Source organism: Streptomyces sp. NPDC040432, from assembly GCF_055595445.1.
In genome coordinates this window covers 585,246-599,450 of the sequence record NZ_JBVIVP010000001.1, presented here as the reverse complement: position 1 = coordinate 599,450, position 14,205 = coordinate 585,246, and the positions used below count along the sequence as shown (strand labels likewise).

Genomic DNA, 14,205 nt, shown 5'->3' with positions numbered 1-14,205 from the left:
CGGCCCCTCAGCGCGCGCGGACCGTCGCCGGGACCGGCCCCACCGGCTGGAGGGTGAGCCCCGGGAACACCTTCGCCGGTTCCGGCCCCGTGTCGAGGTGGAAGCGCTGCCCCAGCACCGCCAGTACGAGGGCCGCCTCGACCAGCGCGAACCGCGCCCCCAGGCAGGCGCGCGGTCCACCGCCGAACGGGATCCAGGCGTGCTCGGGCACCGGCTTCGCGGCGTCCGGGTCCCACCGCTCGGGCCGGAAGGCCGACGGGTCGGGGAACCAGCGGCTGTCGCGGTGCAGCGACCAGGGGCTCGTCCACACCGACGTCCCGGCCGGCACCGGCCGGCCGCCGAGCCGTGCGCCCTCCGTGGCCACCGCCGAGATCAGCCAGATCGGCGGGTAGAGCCGCAGGGCCTCCTTGACCACCTGCTGGGTCCAGGGCAACCGGGCGTAGTCCTCGTACCCGGGCAGCCGCCCGCCGAGCACCCGGTCCAGTTCTTCCGACAGCCTCGCCCTCGCGTCGGGTGCCGCCGACAACAGCTGCCAGGCCCAGGTCAAGGTGGTGGAGGTGGTCTCGTGGCCGCCGATGTAGAGCGTGACGGCCTCGTCCCGCAGTTCGGTGCGCGACAGCGGCTCCCCGTGCGGGTCGCGGGCCGCGAGCAGCCTGCTCAACAGGTCGTCGCGGTCCTCGCCGGCCGCCGCGGCCGACTCGTGCTCCCGTACGACGTGCTCGATCTCCCGGTCGAGGACGGCCACCGCCTCCCGCATCCGGCGGCGTCCCGGCGTGCGCACCCAGGGCGGCAGGAACAGCGTCAGCCCCCTGAACTCCGCCCCGAGTTCCCGCTGGGCGGTCGCCATGGCGGCGCTGATCGGACCCTCCCGACCGGCCGCGTCACCACCGAACAGCGTGCGCACCGCGATCCGCTGGGTGAGCCCGGCCATCTCGCGGTGGACGTCGATCCGGGCCCCCGGGGTCCAGCCGGAGGCCAGCGCGTCGGCGCATCCGACCATGGTGGCGGCGTACGCGCGCACCTGCCGGGGGCGTACGGCGGGCTGGACCAGTGCCCGCTTGCGCCGCCAGTCGTCCCCGGTGGCGACGACCACGCCGTTGCCCAGCAGGCTGCGGAACGCCCAGCCCAGTTCGGTCGGTCGGAAGGTGTCCTCGACGGCGCCGAGCAGTTCTCCGGCGTGCTCGGGCCGGGATACGAGCACGTTGCGGCGCGGCCCGAGGGCCCACGGCACCCAGTCGCCGTACCCGTCGCGCAGCGACTCGAAGAAGGCCAGCGGATCGCGGGCGAAGGCCGGCAGGTTCCCGATGAGGGGCCACCGGCGCGGTCCGCGCTCGGCTCCCCGGGGCAGTGGTGTGGCGGTCACGCGGGCATGGTGACAGCGCGTGCCGGAGGTCACCAGGGTGCGTACGGAGGCTCCTGGGAGCCGCGGGTCCGTCAACCGCGCCCGCGCCCGAGCGCGGAGGTCCGTCGAGGGGGCCCGCACCCGGCCGGGCGTCCCGTCGGGCGGCGCCGCCGTCGGAGGTTCCCGGCCGGGAGTTCGGCGGCCGGGCGTCCCCGGCCGGTGTGCCCGTCAGGCCGCGCCGCGGCCCGCCCCGTGTGCGAACAGCCAGTCGTGGGCCGTGTCCGCGCTGAACTGGGCCTGACCGCCCGCGAAGAGCAGGCCCGAGGTCGCGAAGGCCGGATCGGACGCGGTGTCCGCCACGTACGGCACCGCCACGCAGGCCATCCCGGCCGCACGGGCGGCCTCGGCGCCCGGTGCCGCGTCCTCGATCACCACGCAGTCGGCGGGCGCGGCACCCAACCGGCGGGCCGCCTCCAGGAACACGTCGGGAGCGGGCTTGCCGTGCGCGACCTCCTCGGCGGAGACCACGGTCGTCAGCAGCGCGTCCAAGCCGGTGCCCACCAGGACCGCGTCGATGGCCTCGCGGGACGAGCCCGAGGCGACGGCCATCGGGACGCCCCGCGCGTGCAGCCGTTCCACGAACCGGCGCATCTCGGGGAAGGCCACGGTCCGGGTCCGGGCCAGCTCCAGGTAGGCGGCGTTCTGCTCCGCGAGGAGCTGCTCGACGGGTGCGGACAGACCGTGGCGCTCCTTGAGGATCTCCAGGGTTTCCAGGGTGCCGATGCCGATGAAACGGGAGTGCTGCTCCCACGTGAAATCGGGGACGCCGTGCCGCTCCAGGGTGAGGCGGCCCGATTCGTAGTAGTTCGGCTCGCTGTCCACGAGGGTGCCGTCGAGATCGAATATGACGGAAATCATCCGCTGTGCCCGTCCTGCCGGTCGTATGCCTGTCCACACCATCCTGTCAGGGTTTGCGTGCTGTCCTGCCCACGGCTTCGACCAAGGGGAGCAGCCGGTGCGCGACCCGTTCGCGCAGCGCCACCTCCGTCCGGGTGCGGACCACGCCCGGCAGCCTGATCAGCTGCTGGATCACATCCTCCAGGTGCGCGTTGTCGCGGGCCGCGACCCGGGTCAGCAGGTCACCACCGCCCGTGATGGAGAAGGCCTCGATGATCTCGGGCACGGCGGCCAGCGCGTCGCCGACCTCGTCCAGGTGTCCCTGGGTCACCTCGATGTGCACGAAGGCCAGCACGGGGTGCCCGAGGGCGGCGGGGGAGAGCACCGGACCGGTTCCGGTGATCACCCCGGTCCGTTCCAGACGGTCCATCCGGGCCTGGAGCGTCCCCCGGGCCACCCCGAGGATCCTGGCGTACTCCCGGACGCTGGTGCGCGGCTGCTCGATCAGCAGGCGCAGGATCCGGGTGTCGAGCTCGTCCACGGCCATGCCGCGACTGTACCAATGGCCTGGTTCATCCGGATTGCCCGCTGCCGTGCCGCAGCGGCGGCCGCGGCAGGAAACCGCTGGTCCGCGCCAGGTACTCGGCGTATCCCGGCCGACCCGCCATGTGCTGCTCCAGCAGCCGTTTCCCGCTTCCCGCGGTCAACAGGTACGACATCGTCAGCGGCGCGACGACGGACACCGAGGCCGCCTCCACCGACCCGGCCGCGACCAGGAAGAGGCCCCACCAGACGCAGAAGTCACCGAAGTAGTTCGGATGCCGGGTCCACGACCACAGGCCCCGGTCCATGATCTTCCCCCGGTTCGCGGGGTCGGCCTTGAACCGGGCCAGCTGGTGGTCGCCCACGGCTTCGAAGGCGACACCGGTCGCCCACAGCAGCGTCCCCAAGACGGCGAGGACGAACGCGGGCGCGCCCGTTCCGCCGGTGACGTACGAACCCGCCTGCACCGGCAGCGAGATCAGCCAGACCAGCGCCGCCTGGAGCAGATAGACCGTGCGCAGCGCGTACAGGGTCCGGTTCCCCGGGGCGCGGGCCAGCATCCGCTCGTACCGGGGGTCCTCGCCGTGCCCCCGGCTCCGCCACGCGATGTGTACGGCCAGCCGCAGGCCCCACACCACGGTGAGCACCGTCAGGAGCAACGCGCGCCCGGCGCCCGCGCCCGACATCCCGTACGTGGCGAGCGCGACGGCCGCGAAGGCCGCGCCCCACGCCACGTCCACCACACGGTGCGTGCCCTTGCGGACGCCGACCGCGAACGCGACCAGCATCACGGCCAGTGCCGCGCCCGCCGACACGGCCAGATTGACCCCGAAACCGCCCCAGTTCATCGCGTGCCTCCCGCGCCGCCCACCGACATCCCCGCCTGCGGCACGTGCGGCGGCCTCGGCCGCACCGCCGCCCCGCGCGACAACAGCCGGACCCCGTGGAATCGGATGCCGACCGCGACGGCCGCCGTCGACCAGGGGTAGCGCAGCACGGCCCGCAGGACTCCCCGTACGCCCGCCGGCCGGCGGCTGCCGCGCACGGTCGCCGTCAGACCCGCCCCGTCGGACCCGCCCGTGAGCCGGACGCTCAGCGCGAGCTCCGCGCCCGGCTCGGGCAGGCGCATCCGGTAGTCGCCGTCCATCCCGAGGAAGGGGGAGACGTAGAACTCCTTGGGGACCGGGTCCGTCTCCCGGGCCGCTTCCGGGCCGAGCAGGTAGCAGTGCCGGCCGCCGTACGTGTTGTGCACCTCCGCGACCACGTGCAGGAGCGTTCCGTCCGGGGCACGGCACCAGTACACCGACAGCGGGTTGAAGACGAAGCCGAGCACCCGGGCGTGCGCCAGCATCGACACCCGCGTCCCGGGCGGCAGCGCGATACCGCGCGCGGCCAGGAAACGGTCGAGCCCCGCGCGGATGCTGGGCTCCGAGCCGCCGAAGTGGTCACGGGCGTCGAAGCCGGCCAGCACGCGCACCGGCCACGGCAGGCGCGGCGGCTCCGCCAGGTCCACCAGCCACAGGTAGGTGCGGTGCCGCATCCCGTACGCGGGCCCGCCGACCCGCACGTGCCGGATGTCCGCCTCGTACAGCGCGGCCCTCACCAGCCCACCCCCAGCGCGGCCGCCGCCTCGACGCCCGAGCGGCAGCCGTCCTCGTGGAACCCCCACCCGTGGTAGGCCCCGGCGAAGGCCGTCACCGGCCCCGACAGCCCGGGCAGCAGGCGCTGAGCCGCGACCGACTCCGGGGTGTAGACCGGATGCTCGTAGACCATCTCGGCAAGGACCAGATCGGGCCGCACCCGCTCGTCGGCCCCCAGCGTCACCACGTACGGCTCCGGCGCGTCCAGCCCCTGGAGGCGGTTCATGTCGTAGCTGACCTGCACCGGTACCTCCTCGTCCGGGCGGCACGCCGACAGCCGGTAGTTCCAGCAGCCCCGGGCGCCGGCCGAGCGCGGCAGCACCGACGCGTCGGTGTGCAGGACCGTCCGGTTGCGGGAGTAGCCGAAGGCGCCGAGCACCTCCCGCTCGGCGTCCGTCGGATCGGCCAGCATCCGCAGGGCCTGGTCCGCGTGGACGGCCACGACCACCGAGTCGTACCGGGCCCGCGTCCCGTCGGAGGTGGTGACCAGCACCCCCTCGGGGGTCCGGGCCACCTCCCGCACCGCGCTGGCCACCCGTACGGCGCCCGCGCCCAGCTCCTCCCGCACCCGTTCCACGTACCGCGCCGAACCGCCCTCGACGGTGCGCCAGCTCGGCGAGCCGCCCACCGACAGCAGCCCGTGGTGGGCGAGGAAACGGAACAGGTAGCGGGCCGGGTAACGCAGCGCGGTGCCCGGAGGGCAGGACCACACCGAGGCCACGAGCGGAATCGCGAAGTGCCCGGTGAAGTACGCGCCGAAGCCGCCCCGCTCCAGGAACTCGCCCAGAGTGGGCTCACGGGCCCCCTCGGGCGCGGTCAGCAGCCGCCGGGACTGCCGGTGGAAGACAGGCACCTGCGCCAGCATCCGCAGGTACGCGGGCCGCAGCGAACCCCCGGGCCGGGCGAACAGCCCCCGCGGCCCCCGAGCACCCGCGTACTCCAACCCGCAGCCCTCGCAGTGCACCGACAGGCTCATCGTCGTCGGCCGGGTGGCCACGCCCAGCTCGCGGAAGAGCCGCAGCAGGTGCGGGTACGTCCGGTCGTTGTGCACGATGAAACCCGAGTCCACCGACCGGACCTGCCCGTCGGGGCCCTTCACCTCATGGGTGTGGGCGTGGCCGCCCAACCGGTCGTCCGCCTCGTACAGCGTCACCTCGTGGCCGCGTGCCAGTACGTACGCCGCGGTCAGCCCCGATACGCCGCCGCCGATCACGGCGGTGCGCGGTCGTCCTCGTTCGCTCATCCCGCTCCCTCCTTCGCCTTCGCCCGGTACTTCGGAGCCGGAGGGGGCTCCGGATGTGTCCCGGGCGAAACATCCCGGTTGTGCCCTCACTCGCCCCCGGGCCGCCCTCCCGACCCGCCCCCCGAGCCGGCCCCCGGGCCCCGCCCCGGCAGCGCGCATCCGGCGGGCCGGGTCCGCCCGAAGCCCGTACGGAAGGCGCGGACGCCGGGTGGGCCGACCGCCCGTCACGACGGGCGCGCCGGGCCGGGACCGGCGACGATGGACCGGCCACGACGGAGGGAAGACGACCATGACCGGACCGCACTGCCTGGTCACCGGGGCCACCGGCTACATCGGCGGCCGCCTGGTGCCCGAACTCCTCGACTCGGGACACCGCGTCCGCTGCCTGGCCCGGTCCCCGGAGCGGCTGCGCGATCACCCCTGGGCGGGCCGGGCCGAGGTCGTGCGCGGCGACGTCACCGACGCCGCGTCGATCGCGGAGGCCCTGCAGGGCATCGACGTGGCCTACTACCTCGTCCATGCCCTCGGCACCGGGCAGGACTTCGAGGACCGCGACCGGGCCGCCGCGCGGATCTTCGCCGAACAGGCCCGCGCGGCCGGCGTCCGCCGCATCGTCTACCTCGGCGGACTCACCCCGGCCGGGATCCCGCCCCGCGATCTCTCCCCGCACCTGCGCTCCCGCGCCGAGGTCGGCGACATCCTCCTGGCCTCCGGGGTGCCCACCACCGTCCTGCGTGCCGCCGTCATCATCGGCTCCGGCTCGGCCTCCTTCGAGATGCTGCGCTATCTCACGGAACGGCTGCCCGTCATGGTCACCCCCAGTTGGGTCGGCACCCGCATCCAGCCCATCGCGGTCCGCGACGTCCTGCGCTACCTCGTCGGGAGCGCCTCGATGCCGCCCGAGGTCAGCCGGGCCTTCGACATCGGCGGCCCGGACGTGGTCACCTACGAGGAGATGATGCGCCGCTACGCCACCGTCGCCGAACTCCCCAAACGGCTCATCGTGCGCGTGCCGATGCTGACCCCGCGGCTGTCCAGCCACTGGATCGGCCTGGTCACCCCGGTCCCCAGGGCGCTGGCCCGGCCGCTCGCCGAATCCCTGCGCCACGAGGTGGTCTGCGACGAGCACGACATCGCCCAGTGGGTCCCCGACCCGCCCGGCACCCCCATCGGCTTCGACCGGGCCCTCGACCTGGCCCTCCAACGGGTCCGGGAGGCCGACGTGACCACCCGCTGGTCCTCGGCGTCCCTGCCCGGCGCCCCCAGCGACCCCCTGCCCACCGACCCCGACTGGGCGGGCGGCAGCCTCTACACCGACCGGCGCGAGATCGCCGTCGGCGCCTCGCCCGCCGCCCTGTGGAAGGTCGTGGAGGGCATCGGCGGGGACAACGGCTGGTACTCCTTCCCGCTGGCCTGGGCGGTACGGGGCTGGCTGGACCGGCTCGTCGGGGGCGTCGGCATCCGACGCGGCCGACGCGACGCGGCCCGGCTGCGGGTCGGAGACTCCCTCGACTTCTGGCGGGTCGAGGAGATCGAACCCGGCCGCCTGCTCCGGCTCCGCGCGGAGATGCGGCTACCGGGCCTGGCCTGGCTGGAGATGTACGCGGATCCGGCTCCCGACAAGGAGACCGACCTGCGGACCGACGCCGAAACCGGACCGGGCCGGGGCACGCTCTACCGCCAGCGGGCCCTGTTCCACCCCCACGGCCTGCTCGGACACATGTACTGGTGGAGCGTCTCCCCCTTCCACGCGATCGTCTTCGGCGGCATGGCCCGCAACATCGCCCGCGCCGCCGAACGCCTCGACGAGGGCTGACCGGCGGATCGGCGCGACCCACCGGGGGACAGGGCGACCGAGGGACGGGCCCGCCGGGGACGGGCCCGCCCGGCGCGTCCGGACGCCGCCGGGCGACCGTGCCGCCCCACCGCCGTCGCCCGTGCATCCGGGAGGCCCCCGGTCGCCGAAGAACCGCACGACAAGCCCTGCCCCCCAGCCCGACGCGGAGCCGAGATGAACATCGCGGTGGTTCTCTACACCTCCGACCTGCGCCTGCACGACCATCCTCCGCTGCGGGCCGCCCTCTCCTCCTGCGACCGCGTCGTCCCCTTCTTCGTCCGTGACCGGGCCATCGAGGCCTCCGGCTTCCCCGCGCCCAACCGGCAGGCTTTCCTCGCCGACTGCCTCGCCGACCTCGACGCCGGACTGCGCGAACGCGGAGGGCGGCTGGTGATCCGCTCCGGCGACGTCGTGGCCGAGGTCTGCGCCCTCGTCCAGGAGGCCGACGCCGACGAGGTGCACATGGCCGCCGGGGTCAGCGCCTACGCCCACGCGCGGGAGGAACGGCTGCGCGCCGCCCTCGAAGCACAGGGCCGCCGGCTCTACGTCCACGACACCGTGGTCACCGCCGTCGCGCCCGGCGCCGTGCTCCCGGCCGGCTCCGACCACTTCGCCGTCTTCACCCCGTACCTGCGCCGCTGGTCGGACCTTCCGCTGCGCGCCCCCGCCGCCGCCCCGCGCGCCGTGCCCGTCCCGCCGGACATCGGCTCCGAACCCCTGCCCGCGCGCGGCGACGTCACCGGCACCTCCCCGGGCCTCGCCCGCGGGGGCGAACGCGAGGCCCGCCGCCTGCTGACGCACTGGCTGCGCGCCGGCATCACCCGCTACGAGGACGTCCACGACGACCTCGCGGGCGACGCGACCTCCCGGCTCTCCCCGCACCTGCACTTCGGCACGCTGTCGGCCGCCGAGGCCGTCCACCGCTCCCGGGCCGCCGGCGGACCCGGGGCCGATGCCTTCGTACGTCAGCTGTGCTGGCGCGACTTCCACCACCAGGTCCTCGCCGCGCGCCCCGCCGCCGTCACCGAGGACTACCGGCCCCGCCAGGACCGCTGGCGCACCGGATCCGCCGCCGAGGAGGAGATCCTCGCCTGGAAGGAGGGCCGCACCGGCTACCCCGTCGTCGACGCCGCCATGCGCCAGCTGGCCCACGAGGGCTGGATGCACAACAGGGGCCGGTTGCTGGCCGCGAGCTTCCTCGCCAAGACCCTGTACGTGGACTGGCGCACCGGAGCCCGCCACTTCCTGGAGCTGCTCGTCGACGGCGACCTCGCCAACAACCAGCTCAACTGGCAGTGGGTGGCCGGCACGGGCACCGACACCCGACCGAACCGGGTCCTCAACCCCGTGCGCCAAGGCCTGCGTTACGACCCCGAAGGCCGTTACGTCCACCGCTGGGTACCGGAACTCGCAGGGCTGGCCGCCCCCCGCATCCACGAACCGTGGCGGCTGACCGGCCCCGAACGGGCCAAGTACGACTACCCGGAGCCGGTGGTGGAGCTCGCCGACGGCCTCGACCGCTTCCGGCGCGGGCGGGACGGGGAGTGAGGGCGCCCCGCGCCGGCCCCGCGTCGTATCGTGAGCCGGTGGACCCCCTGCCGCCGCCCCCGGACCCGTCGCGGGACCTGCCCGACGCGGCCCTCAGCACCGGAGCCGTCGCGCGGCGCCTCGGGGTGTCCCCGACCACGCTCCGCTCCTGGGAGCGCCGCTACGCCATCGGTCCCGCCCGGCGGGAGGACGGTCGCCACCGCCGCTGGACCTCCGAGGACATCGCCCGCCTCGACATGATGTGCCGCCTCACCGCGCGGGGCGTGCCCCCGTCCGAGGCGGCCCGGGCCGCGCTCGGCGGAGCCCCCGACACCTCCGCCGGGACCCCGGGTGTGGCCGCCAACCCGGGCGGGCGTGGCGCCCTCCCCCTCGGGGAGGTGCGGCCGGAGGGCCGGGGGCTCGCGCGGGCCGCCGTACGGCTCGACGCGCCGGCCGTGGCCGAACTGCTGGACGCCGCCCTCGCGGAGCACGGCCTGGTCACCGCCTGGGAGGACATCATCGCCCCGACCCTGCACGCCGTCGGGCGCAAATGGGTCTCGGCGGGGGAACGTTACATCGAGGTCGAGCACCTGCTGTCCTGGCACGTCTCCGCAGCGCTGCACCGGATCCGGCCCGCCCCCAGCAGGGCGGGAGCCGCCCCGGTGCTGCTCGCCTGCACCCCCGGCGAGCTGCACAGCCTGCCGATCGAGGCGCTCGCCGCCGCCCTCGGCGAACGGGGCATTCCGGTACGGATGTTCGGCGCGGCCCTGCCCGCGGAGGCCCTGCACGACGCGGTGCGGCGCACGGGCCCCCGCGCCGCGGTGCTCTGGGCCCAGTCCCGAACGACCGCCGACCGGGGCCTGGCCCAATCGGTGGCCGGCATCGAATGGGGGCTGCGCGGCGCTCGCGGTCGTTCGACGCTGCTCCTGGCGGGACCGGGCTGGGCCGGCACGCCCACCCCGAGGGGCGAGCGGCTGTTCGGTCTGCGGTCGGGCCTGGACGTCATCTCGGCGCTGGCAGCGGGCCCGGCTCCAGCGACCGGCGCAGCAGGTGCAGAGCCCGCCGCATGTGGCTCTTGACGGTCCCCAGCGGAAGCCCGGTGCGGGCCGCGATCTGGGTCTGGCTCAGGTCGGCGTAGAAGGCGAGGCACAGCACGCGCCGCTGCGCGGAGGGCAGCCGGGCCAGCTCGCCCAGGATCAGGACCCGGTCCAAGACCTGCTCGGGCTCCGGCCGCCCGGGGTCTCCGGGGCTGGGGGCCAGCTCGTGGACGGTCACCGTGGCGGCCTCCACGGCCCGGGCCCGCCGGGTCCGCGCCTCCAGGGCGTCCGCGATCTTGTGGCGGGTGATGCCGGTGAGCCAGGCCCCGAGGCCGCCGGGCCCCGGGCGGTAGCCGCCGCGCCCGCGCCAGGCCGCGAGGAAGACCTGCTGGGTCACGTCCTCCGCCTCGCGCTCGTCACCGAGCGAACGCCGCGCGAGGGAGTGCACCAGAGGCCGCCAGCGGCGGTAGACCTCCTCCATGGAGCGCTCGTCACCCGCCGTGAATCCGGCGGCGACGGCGGCACTGGGGTCGGCGGGCCGCTCCGCGGCCCCTTCCCCGACCCCGGCCGCAGCCAGGGTGGCGAGGGACCCGGCGGGGCCGTCGATCCGGGTGCCGTCGCGCCGGCCGGGGTCCTTCGGGTCTTGGTCGTCCATGCCCCGAGCCTCGCCAACCCGGCCGCCCCGACCAACTTGCATCGTTTCCGCATCGAATCACGCGCCGTCGAGCGGCCTATCCCTTGCCGCCCGTGTGCAGTGACGGCCGTCCCAGATACGCGGCGGCCACCACGAGGACCACCACGGCGGCGGGCACCAGCAGCCAGTTCACGGTGCATCCGGCGCGCAACAGCAGGGCGCCCGTCAGACCGCCGGCGAACATCGAGGCCACCGCCCAGGCCCGCCGCGCCCACGACCCGGTGCCGTACCCGAGGGCCATGTCGCGGCCGAGGGCCGAGCCCGCGAGGAGGGACGTCATCGACCGGGTCACCAGGGTCGTCGGCACTCCGGGGACGTTGACCCGCATGCTGGTGACCGTGCGCACCCCCATGGCGACGGCCAGGACGGCCGTGGCGGTGAGGTGCCGGGGGCCCGGATGCCCGTACTGCGTATCGACACCCCAGGCGATGCCCGCGGCGGCCAGGATGAGGGTTCCCTCGACGGCCAGCCCCGTGACGAACCAGCGCTGCCCCCGGACCTCCATGGCCGCCTCCAGCCGGGCCCCGCACACCGCGCCGACCGCGAAGGACACCAGCGACAGCGCCGACGCCAGGGCCGGCAGGTTCCCCTGCTGCGCCAGCCCGAAGGCCAGGAACAGGACGTTGCCCGTCTGCATCGCCGTGAAGGCCGGGCCCAGGGCCAACAGACTGGCCGCCTCGATCATGCCGGTCACCCAGGTCAGGACCATCATCATGACGGTCAGCGGAGCGGGACGGACCGGTCGCTCACCCGTGTTCATGACTGCCGAGGGTGACACGCCCACCCCGGGGCGACCGTCACCGACATGCGGCCGTAAGGTCCGGCACATGAGTGATCTGCTGCTGGTGAGGCACGGTGAGACTGCCTGGAGCGCCGACGGACGCCACACGGGGCTCACCGACGTACCGCTGACGGCGCGCGGGGTCGAGGAGGCCATCTCGCTGGCCCCCTTCTTCCTCGGCAGCGCACCCGCGCTGGTCCTGACCAGTCCGCTCAGCCGCGCCGTGGCCACCGCCCAGCTCGCCGGGCTGAGCGACGGCGTCCCCGAGCCGGACCTCCACGAGTGGGACTACGGCGGCTACGAGGGCATCACCACCGTCGAGATCCAGCGCACCCGGCCCCACTGGTCGCTGTGGACCGACGGCGTCCCGGCGGGCGACGCCCACCACCCGGGTGAGAGCGCGGCCCAGGTCGGCGCCCGCGCCGACCGGGTGCTGGCGCGGGCTGCCAAGGTCCTGCGCGAGGAACGGGGCAACGTCGTGCTGGTGGCCCACGGACACTTCCTGCGCGTCCTGACCGCCCGCTACCTCGGGCTGCCCCCGACGGACGGACGCCTCTTCCTGTTGCGCACCGGCACGGTCAGCACCCTGTCCACGGAACACGGCCTGCCGGTCATCGCGGGCTGGAACACCCGGGCCTGACGCCGCCGCGGCGGACGGGGCCCCGGCCGTTGACCGGTCAGGGCGCCTCCCGCGACGGCGGGTCCGGCAGCGCCGGCAGCAGCGCGTCCAGGGCCCCGGGGAAGGCGTGCTCGGTCGGGGTGCCGAAACCGAGCACCAGTCCGTCGCGCGGTGGCATGGCGCTGTCGGGATGCCGGTACGCCCGCAGCCCGTCCAGGGCCAGGCCCTGCCGGCGGGCCGCGCGCAGGGCCGCCTCCTCGGTGTCCGGCGGCAGTTCCAGGACGGCGTGCAGCCCGGCGGCGATCCCGCCGACCCGCACGTGCGGGGCCTCGGCCGCGAGGCGGGCCGTCAGCAGGTCCCGGCGGCGCCGGTACACCTGACGCATCCGGCGCAGGTGACGGTCGTAGGCGCCCGAGGCCATGAACTCCGCCAGGACCAGCTGGTCCGTCACCCCCGACCACATCTCGCGGGGTCCCTTGACGGCCAGCACCTCGTCCACGAGCCGTCCGGGCAGCACCATCCAGCCCAGGCGCAGCGCGGGCGACAGGCTCTTGCTCGCCGAGCCGATGTAGACGACCCGCTCGGGGTCGAGGCCCTGGACGGACCCGACCGGCCGGCGGTCGTAGCGGAACTCACCGTCGTAGTCGTCCTCGACGACCAGCCCGCCGGTCGCCCGGGCCCAGTCCACCACCTCCGCCCGCCGGGCGGGGTGCAGCGGGCCCCCGGTCGGGAACTGGTGGGCGGGGGTGAGCAGGACGGCCTCCGCGCCGGTCCCCGGGAGCTCGCCGACGCGGGCGCCGCCGGCGTCCAGCCCGAGCGGAAGCGTCGTCAGGCCCGCCGCCGCCAGTACGTCGCGGTGGAACGGGAGCCCGTACGACTCGACGGCCACGGGCCCGGTCAGTACCCGACCCAGCAGCTCCAGCCCGTGCGCGAAGCCCGAGCAGACCACGATCCGTTCGGGGGCGGTCCGCACCCCCCGGACCCGGGCGAGGTACTCGGTGAGCGTGCGGCGCAGTTCGGGCCGGCCGCGCGGATCACCGACCCCGAACGCGTCGTGCGGTGCGACGGCGAGCGCCCGCCGGGCGGCGCCGAGCCAGGCCGTACGGGGGAACGCGGACGCGTCGGGGGAGCTGGGCAGCAGGTCGTGGACGATGCGCGGGCGGGAGGGCCGGGCCGGCCCTCCCGCTCCGTCCGGCCGCAGCGGGGCGGCCCGCCGGGCCACCCGGGTGCCGGAACCCTGACGGGCGGCCAGCCAGCCCTCCTCGACGAGTTCGGCGTAGGCGCCGGCGACGGTGTTGCGGGCGATGCCCAGATCCGCGGCGAGGGCCCGGTACGGCGGCAGCCCGGTGCCGGGCGCGAGCCGGCCCGAACGGATGGCCTCGCGCAGGGCGTTCATCAGCCGGACCCGCACGCTGCCTTCACCGCCCAGTTCGAGGTGCAGGTCACTGCCGGTTCCCGGCCCCGCCGCAGCGGCGGCAGCCGCCGGCACCTCCGCGGAATTGACCCTCGATCTCTGCATGGAAATGAACCCTACCGGGGGCCGATTCCCCTTCTAGATTCTTCACATGACAACTTTTCAGGTTCCTGAGCGCATGAACTTCACCGCGGTCGCCCCCAAGGTCTTCAAGGCGGTCCTGGCCCTCGACTCCGCCGCCCGCCGGGGCCTGGACCCGGTCCTGCTGGAGCTCGTCCAGATCCGCGCCTCGCAGATCAACCGTTGCGCCTACTGCATCGACTACCACACCACCGACGCCCGCAAGGGCGGCGAGTCGGAGGCGCGCATGCACGCGCTCGGCGCCTGGCACGAGTCGAGCCTGTTCACGGTCGCCGAGCGCGCCGCGCTCGCCCTGACCGAGGAGATGACCCTGCTGCCCGGGGGCGTCTCCGACGCCGTCTACGAGGAGGCGGCCCGGCACTTCGACGAGGAGACCCTGGCCCAGCTGATCGCCCTGATCTGCACCGTGAACGTCTGGAACCGGATGAACGTCACCACCCGCAAGACCCCCGGAACCGAGTAGTACGCCGGCCCGCTCCTCCCGCACCCG

General features: G+C 75.0%; 14 protein-coding genes. 5 read left to right on the top strand and 9 right to left on the bottom strand.

All coding sequences use genetic code 11. The features are described 5' to 3' along the window. Positions 1 to 7 precede the first annotated feature (7 nt). From ACZ58N_RS02740 to ACZ58N_RS02715, 6 genes are all read right to left on the bottom strand, one after another. On the bottom strand, positions 8 to 1,363 hold the full coding sequence (locus ACZ58N_RS02740; protein ID WP_471154744.1) for a cytochrome P450: 1,356 nt from the start codon (positions 1,361 to 1,363) through the stop codon (positions 8 to 10). A 207-nt stretch (positions 1,364 to 1,570) separates the two neighbouring features. Then, positions 1,571 to 2,260, bottom strand: coding sequence for an HAD family hydrolase (locus ACZ58N_RS02735; RefSeq protein ID WP_471154742.1), 690 nt, complete (start codon positions 2,258 to 2,260; stop codon positions 1,571 to 1,573). Between the two features lie 46 nt (positions 2,261 to 2,306). After that, positions 2,307 to 2,786 carry an Lrp/AsnC family transcriptional regulator gene (locus ACZ58N_RS02730; RefSeq protein WP_281207411.1) on the bottom strand — a complete coding sequence of 160 codons (480 nt, stop codon included), beginning with the start codon at positions 2,784 to 2,786 and terminating at the stop codon, positions 2,307 to 2,309. 25 nt (positions 2,787 to 2,811) lie between these two features. Then, positions 2,812 to 3,630 (bottom strand): DUF1295 domain-containing protein, encoded by an 819-nt coding sequence (locus tag ACZ58N_RS02725; RefSeq protein ID WP_471154738.1) that lies wholly within the window; start codon positions 3,628 to 3,630, stop codon positions 2,812 to 2,814. Further along, positions 3,627 to 4,388, bottom strand: a complete 762-nt coding sequence (locus ACZ58N_RS02720; RefSeq protein ID WP_471155211.1) for a DUF1365 domain-containing protein — start codon at positions 4,386 to 4,388, stop codon at positions 3,627 to 3,629. The genes ACZ58N_RS02725 and ACZ58N_RS02720 overlap by 4 nt, the downstream gene beginning before the upstream one ends. Then, positions 4,382 to 5,665 (bottom strand): NAD(P)/FAD-dependent oxidoreductase, encoded by a 1,284-nt coding sequence (locus ACZ58N_RS02715; RefSeq protein ID WP_471154736.1) that lies wholly within the window; start codon positions 5,663 to 5,665, stop codon positions 4,382 to 4,384. The genes ACZ58N_RS02720 and ACZ58N_RS02715 overlap by 7 nt, the downstream gene beginning before the upstream one ends. A gap of 289 nt (positions 5,666 to 5,954) precedes the next feature. Here ACZ58N_RS02715 and ACZ58N_RS02710 point away from each other — a divergent pair, with 289 nt between their 5' ends. The 3 genes from ACZ58N_RS02710 (at position 5,955) to ACZ58N_RS02700 (ending at position 10,108) form a co-directional block, all read left to right on the top strand. Next, on the top strand, positions 5,955 to 7,481 hold the full coding sequence (locus ACZ58N_RS02710) for an SDR family oxidoreductase (protein WP_471154734.1): 1,527 nt from the start codon (positions 5,955 to 5,957) through the stop codon (positions 7,479 to 7,481). Positions 7,482 to 7,676: 195 nt separating this feature from the next. Then, positions 7,677 to 9,050, top strand: a complete 1,374-nt coding sequence (locus ACZ58N_RS02705) for a cryptochrome/photolyase family protein (protein ID WP_471154731.1) — start codon at positions 7,677 to 7,679, stop codon at positions 9,048 to 9,050. 47 nt (positions 9,051 to 9,097) lie between these two features. After that, entirely contained in the window at positions 9,098 to 10,108 is a 1,011-nt protein-coding gene (locus tag ACZ58N_RS02700; RefSeq protein WP_471155210.1) for a MerR family transcriptional regulator, read from the top strand. Here ACZ58N_RS02700 and ACZ58N_RS02695 read toward each other — a convergent pair. Together ACZ58N_RS02695 and ACZ58N_RS02690 are read right to left on the bottom strand one after the other, a co-directional pair. Continuing rightward, a complete protein-coding gene (locus tag ACZ58N_RS02695; RefSeq protein ID WP_471154729.1) occupies positions 10,032 to 10,721 on the bottom strand; it encodes an RNA polymerase sigma factor in 690 nt (229 codons plus the stop codon). The genes ACZ58N_RS02700 and ACZ58N_RS02695 overlap by 77 nt on opposite strands. 76 nt (positions 10,722 to 10,797) lie before the next feature. Further along, the gene (locus tag ACZ58N_RS02690; RefSeq protein WP_471154726.1) at positions 10,798 to 11,520 is read right to left on the bottom strand and encodes a YoaK family protein; all 723 of its coding nucleotides are present in this window, start codon (positions 11,518 to 11,520) and stop codon (positions 10,798 to 10,800) included. Between the two features lie 67 nt (positions 11,521 to 11,587). Here ACZ58N_RS02690 and ACZ58N_RS02685 point away from each other — a divergent pair, with 67 nt between their 5' ends. Next, positions 11,588 to 12,181, top strand: a complete 594-nt coding sequence (locus ACZ58N_RS02685) for a histidine phosphatase family protein (RefSeq protein WP_471154723.1) — start codon at positions 11,588 to 11,590, stop codon at positions 12,179 to 12,181. A gap of 37 nt (positions 12,182 to 12,218) precedes the next feature. Here ACZ58N_RS02685 and pdxR read toward each other — a convergent pair whose 3' ends face one another. After that, the gene (gene pdxR / locus ACZ58N_RS02680) at positions 12,219 to 13,679 is read right to left on the bottom strand and encodes a MocR-like pyridoxine biosynthesis transcription factor PdxR (protein WP_471154720.1); all 1,461 of its coding nucleotides are present in this window, start codon (positions 13,677 to 13,679) and stop codon (positions 12,219 to 12,221) included. 46 nt (positions 13,680 to 13,725) lie between these two features. Between pdxR and ACZ58N_RS02675 the strand changes: the two genes are divergently transcribed. Beyond that, positions 13,726 to 14,178 carry a carboxymuconolactone decarboxylase family protein gene (locus ACZ58N_RS02675; protein WP_471154717.1) on the top strand — a complete coding sequence of 151 codons (453 nt, stop codon included), beginning with the start codon at positions 13,726 to 13,728 and terminating at the stop codon, positions 14,176 to 14,178. The last annotated feature ends 27 nt before the right edge of the window (positions 14,179 to 14,205 follow it).

Excerpts from the sequence above, each read along its gene's own strand:
- ACZ58N_RS02735 (WP_471154742.1), bottom strand. The coding sequence starts at position 2,260 with ATGATTTCCGTCATATTCGATCTCGACGGCACCCTCGTGGACAGCGAG.
- ACZ58N_RS02730 (WP_281207411.1), bottom strand. The coding sequence starts at position 2,786 with ATGGCCGTGGACGAGCTCGACACCCGGATCCTGCGCCTGCTGATCGAG.
- ACZ58N_RS02725 (WP_471154738.1), bottom strand. The coding sequence starts at position 3,630 with ATGAACTGGGGCGGTTTCGGGGTCAATCTGGCCGTGTCGGCGGGCGCG.
- ACZ58N_RS02715 (WP_471154736.1), bottom strand. The coding sequence starts at position 5,665 with ATGAGCGAACGAGGACGACCGCGCACCGCCGTGATCGGCGGCGGCGTA.
- ACZ58N_RS02710 (WP_471154734.1), top strand. The coding sequence starts at position 5,955 with ATGACCGGACCGCACTGCCTGGTCACCGGGGCCACCGGCTACATCGGC.
- ACZ58N_RS02705 (WP_471154731.1), top strand. The coding sequence starts at position 7,677 with ATGAACATCGCGGTGGTTCTCTACACCTCCGACCTGCGCCTGCACGAC.
- ACZ58N_RS02695 (WP_471154729.1), bottom strand. The coding sequence starts at position 10,721 with ATGGACGACCAAGACCCGAAGGACCCCGGCCGGCGCGACGGCACCCGG.
- ACZ58N_RS02690 (WP_471154726.1), bottom strand. The coding sequence starts at position 11,520 with ATGAACACGGGTGAGCGACCGGTCCGTCCCGCTCCGCTGACCGTCATG.
- ACZ58N_RS02685 (WP_471154723.1), top strand. The coding sequence starts at position 11,588 with ATGAGTGATCTGCTGCTGGTGAGGCACGGTGAGACTGCCTGGAGCGCC.
- pdxR (WP_471154720.1), bottom strand. The coding sequence starts at position 13,679 with ATGCAGAGATCGAGGGTCAATTCCGCGGAGGTGCCGGCGGCTGCCGCC.
- ACZ58N_RS02675 (WP_471154717.1), top strand. The coding sequence starts at position 13,726 with ATGACAACTTTTCAGGTTCCTGAGCGCATGAACTTCACCGCGGTCGCC.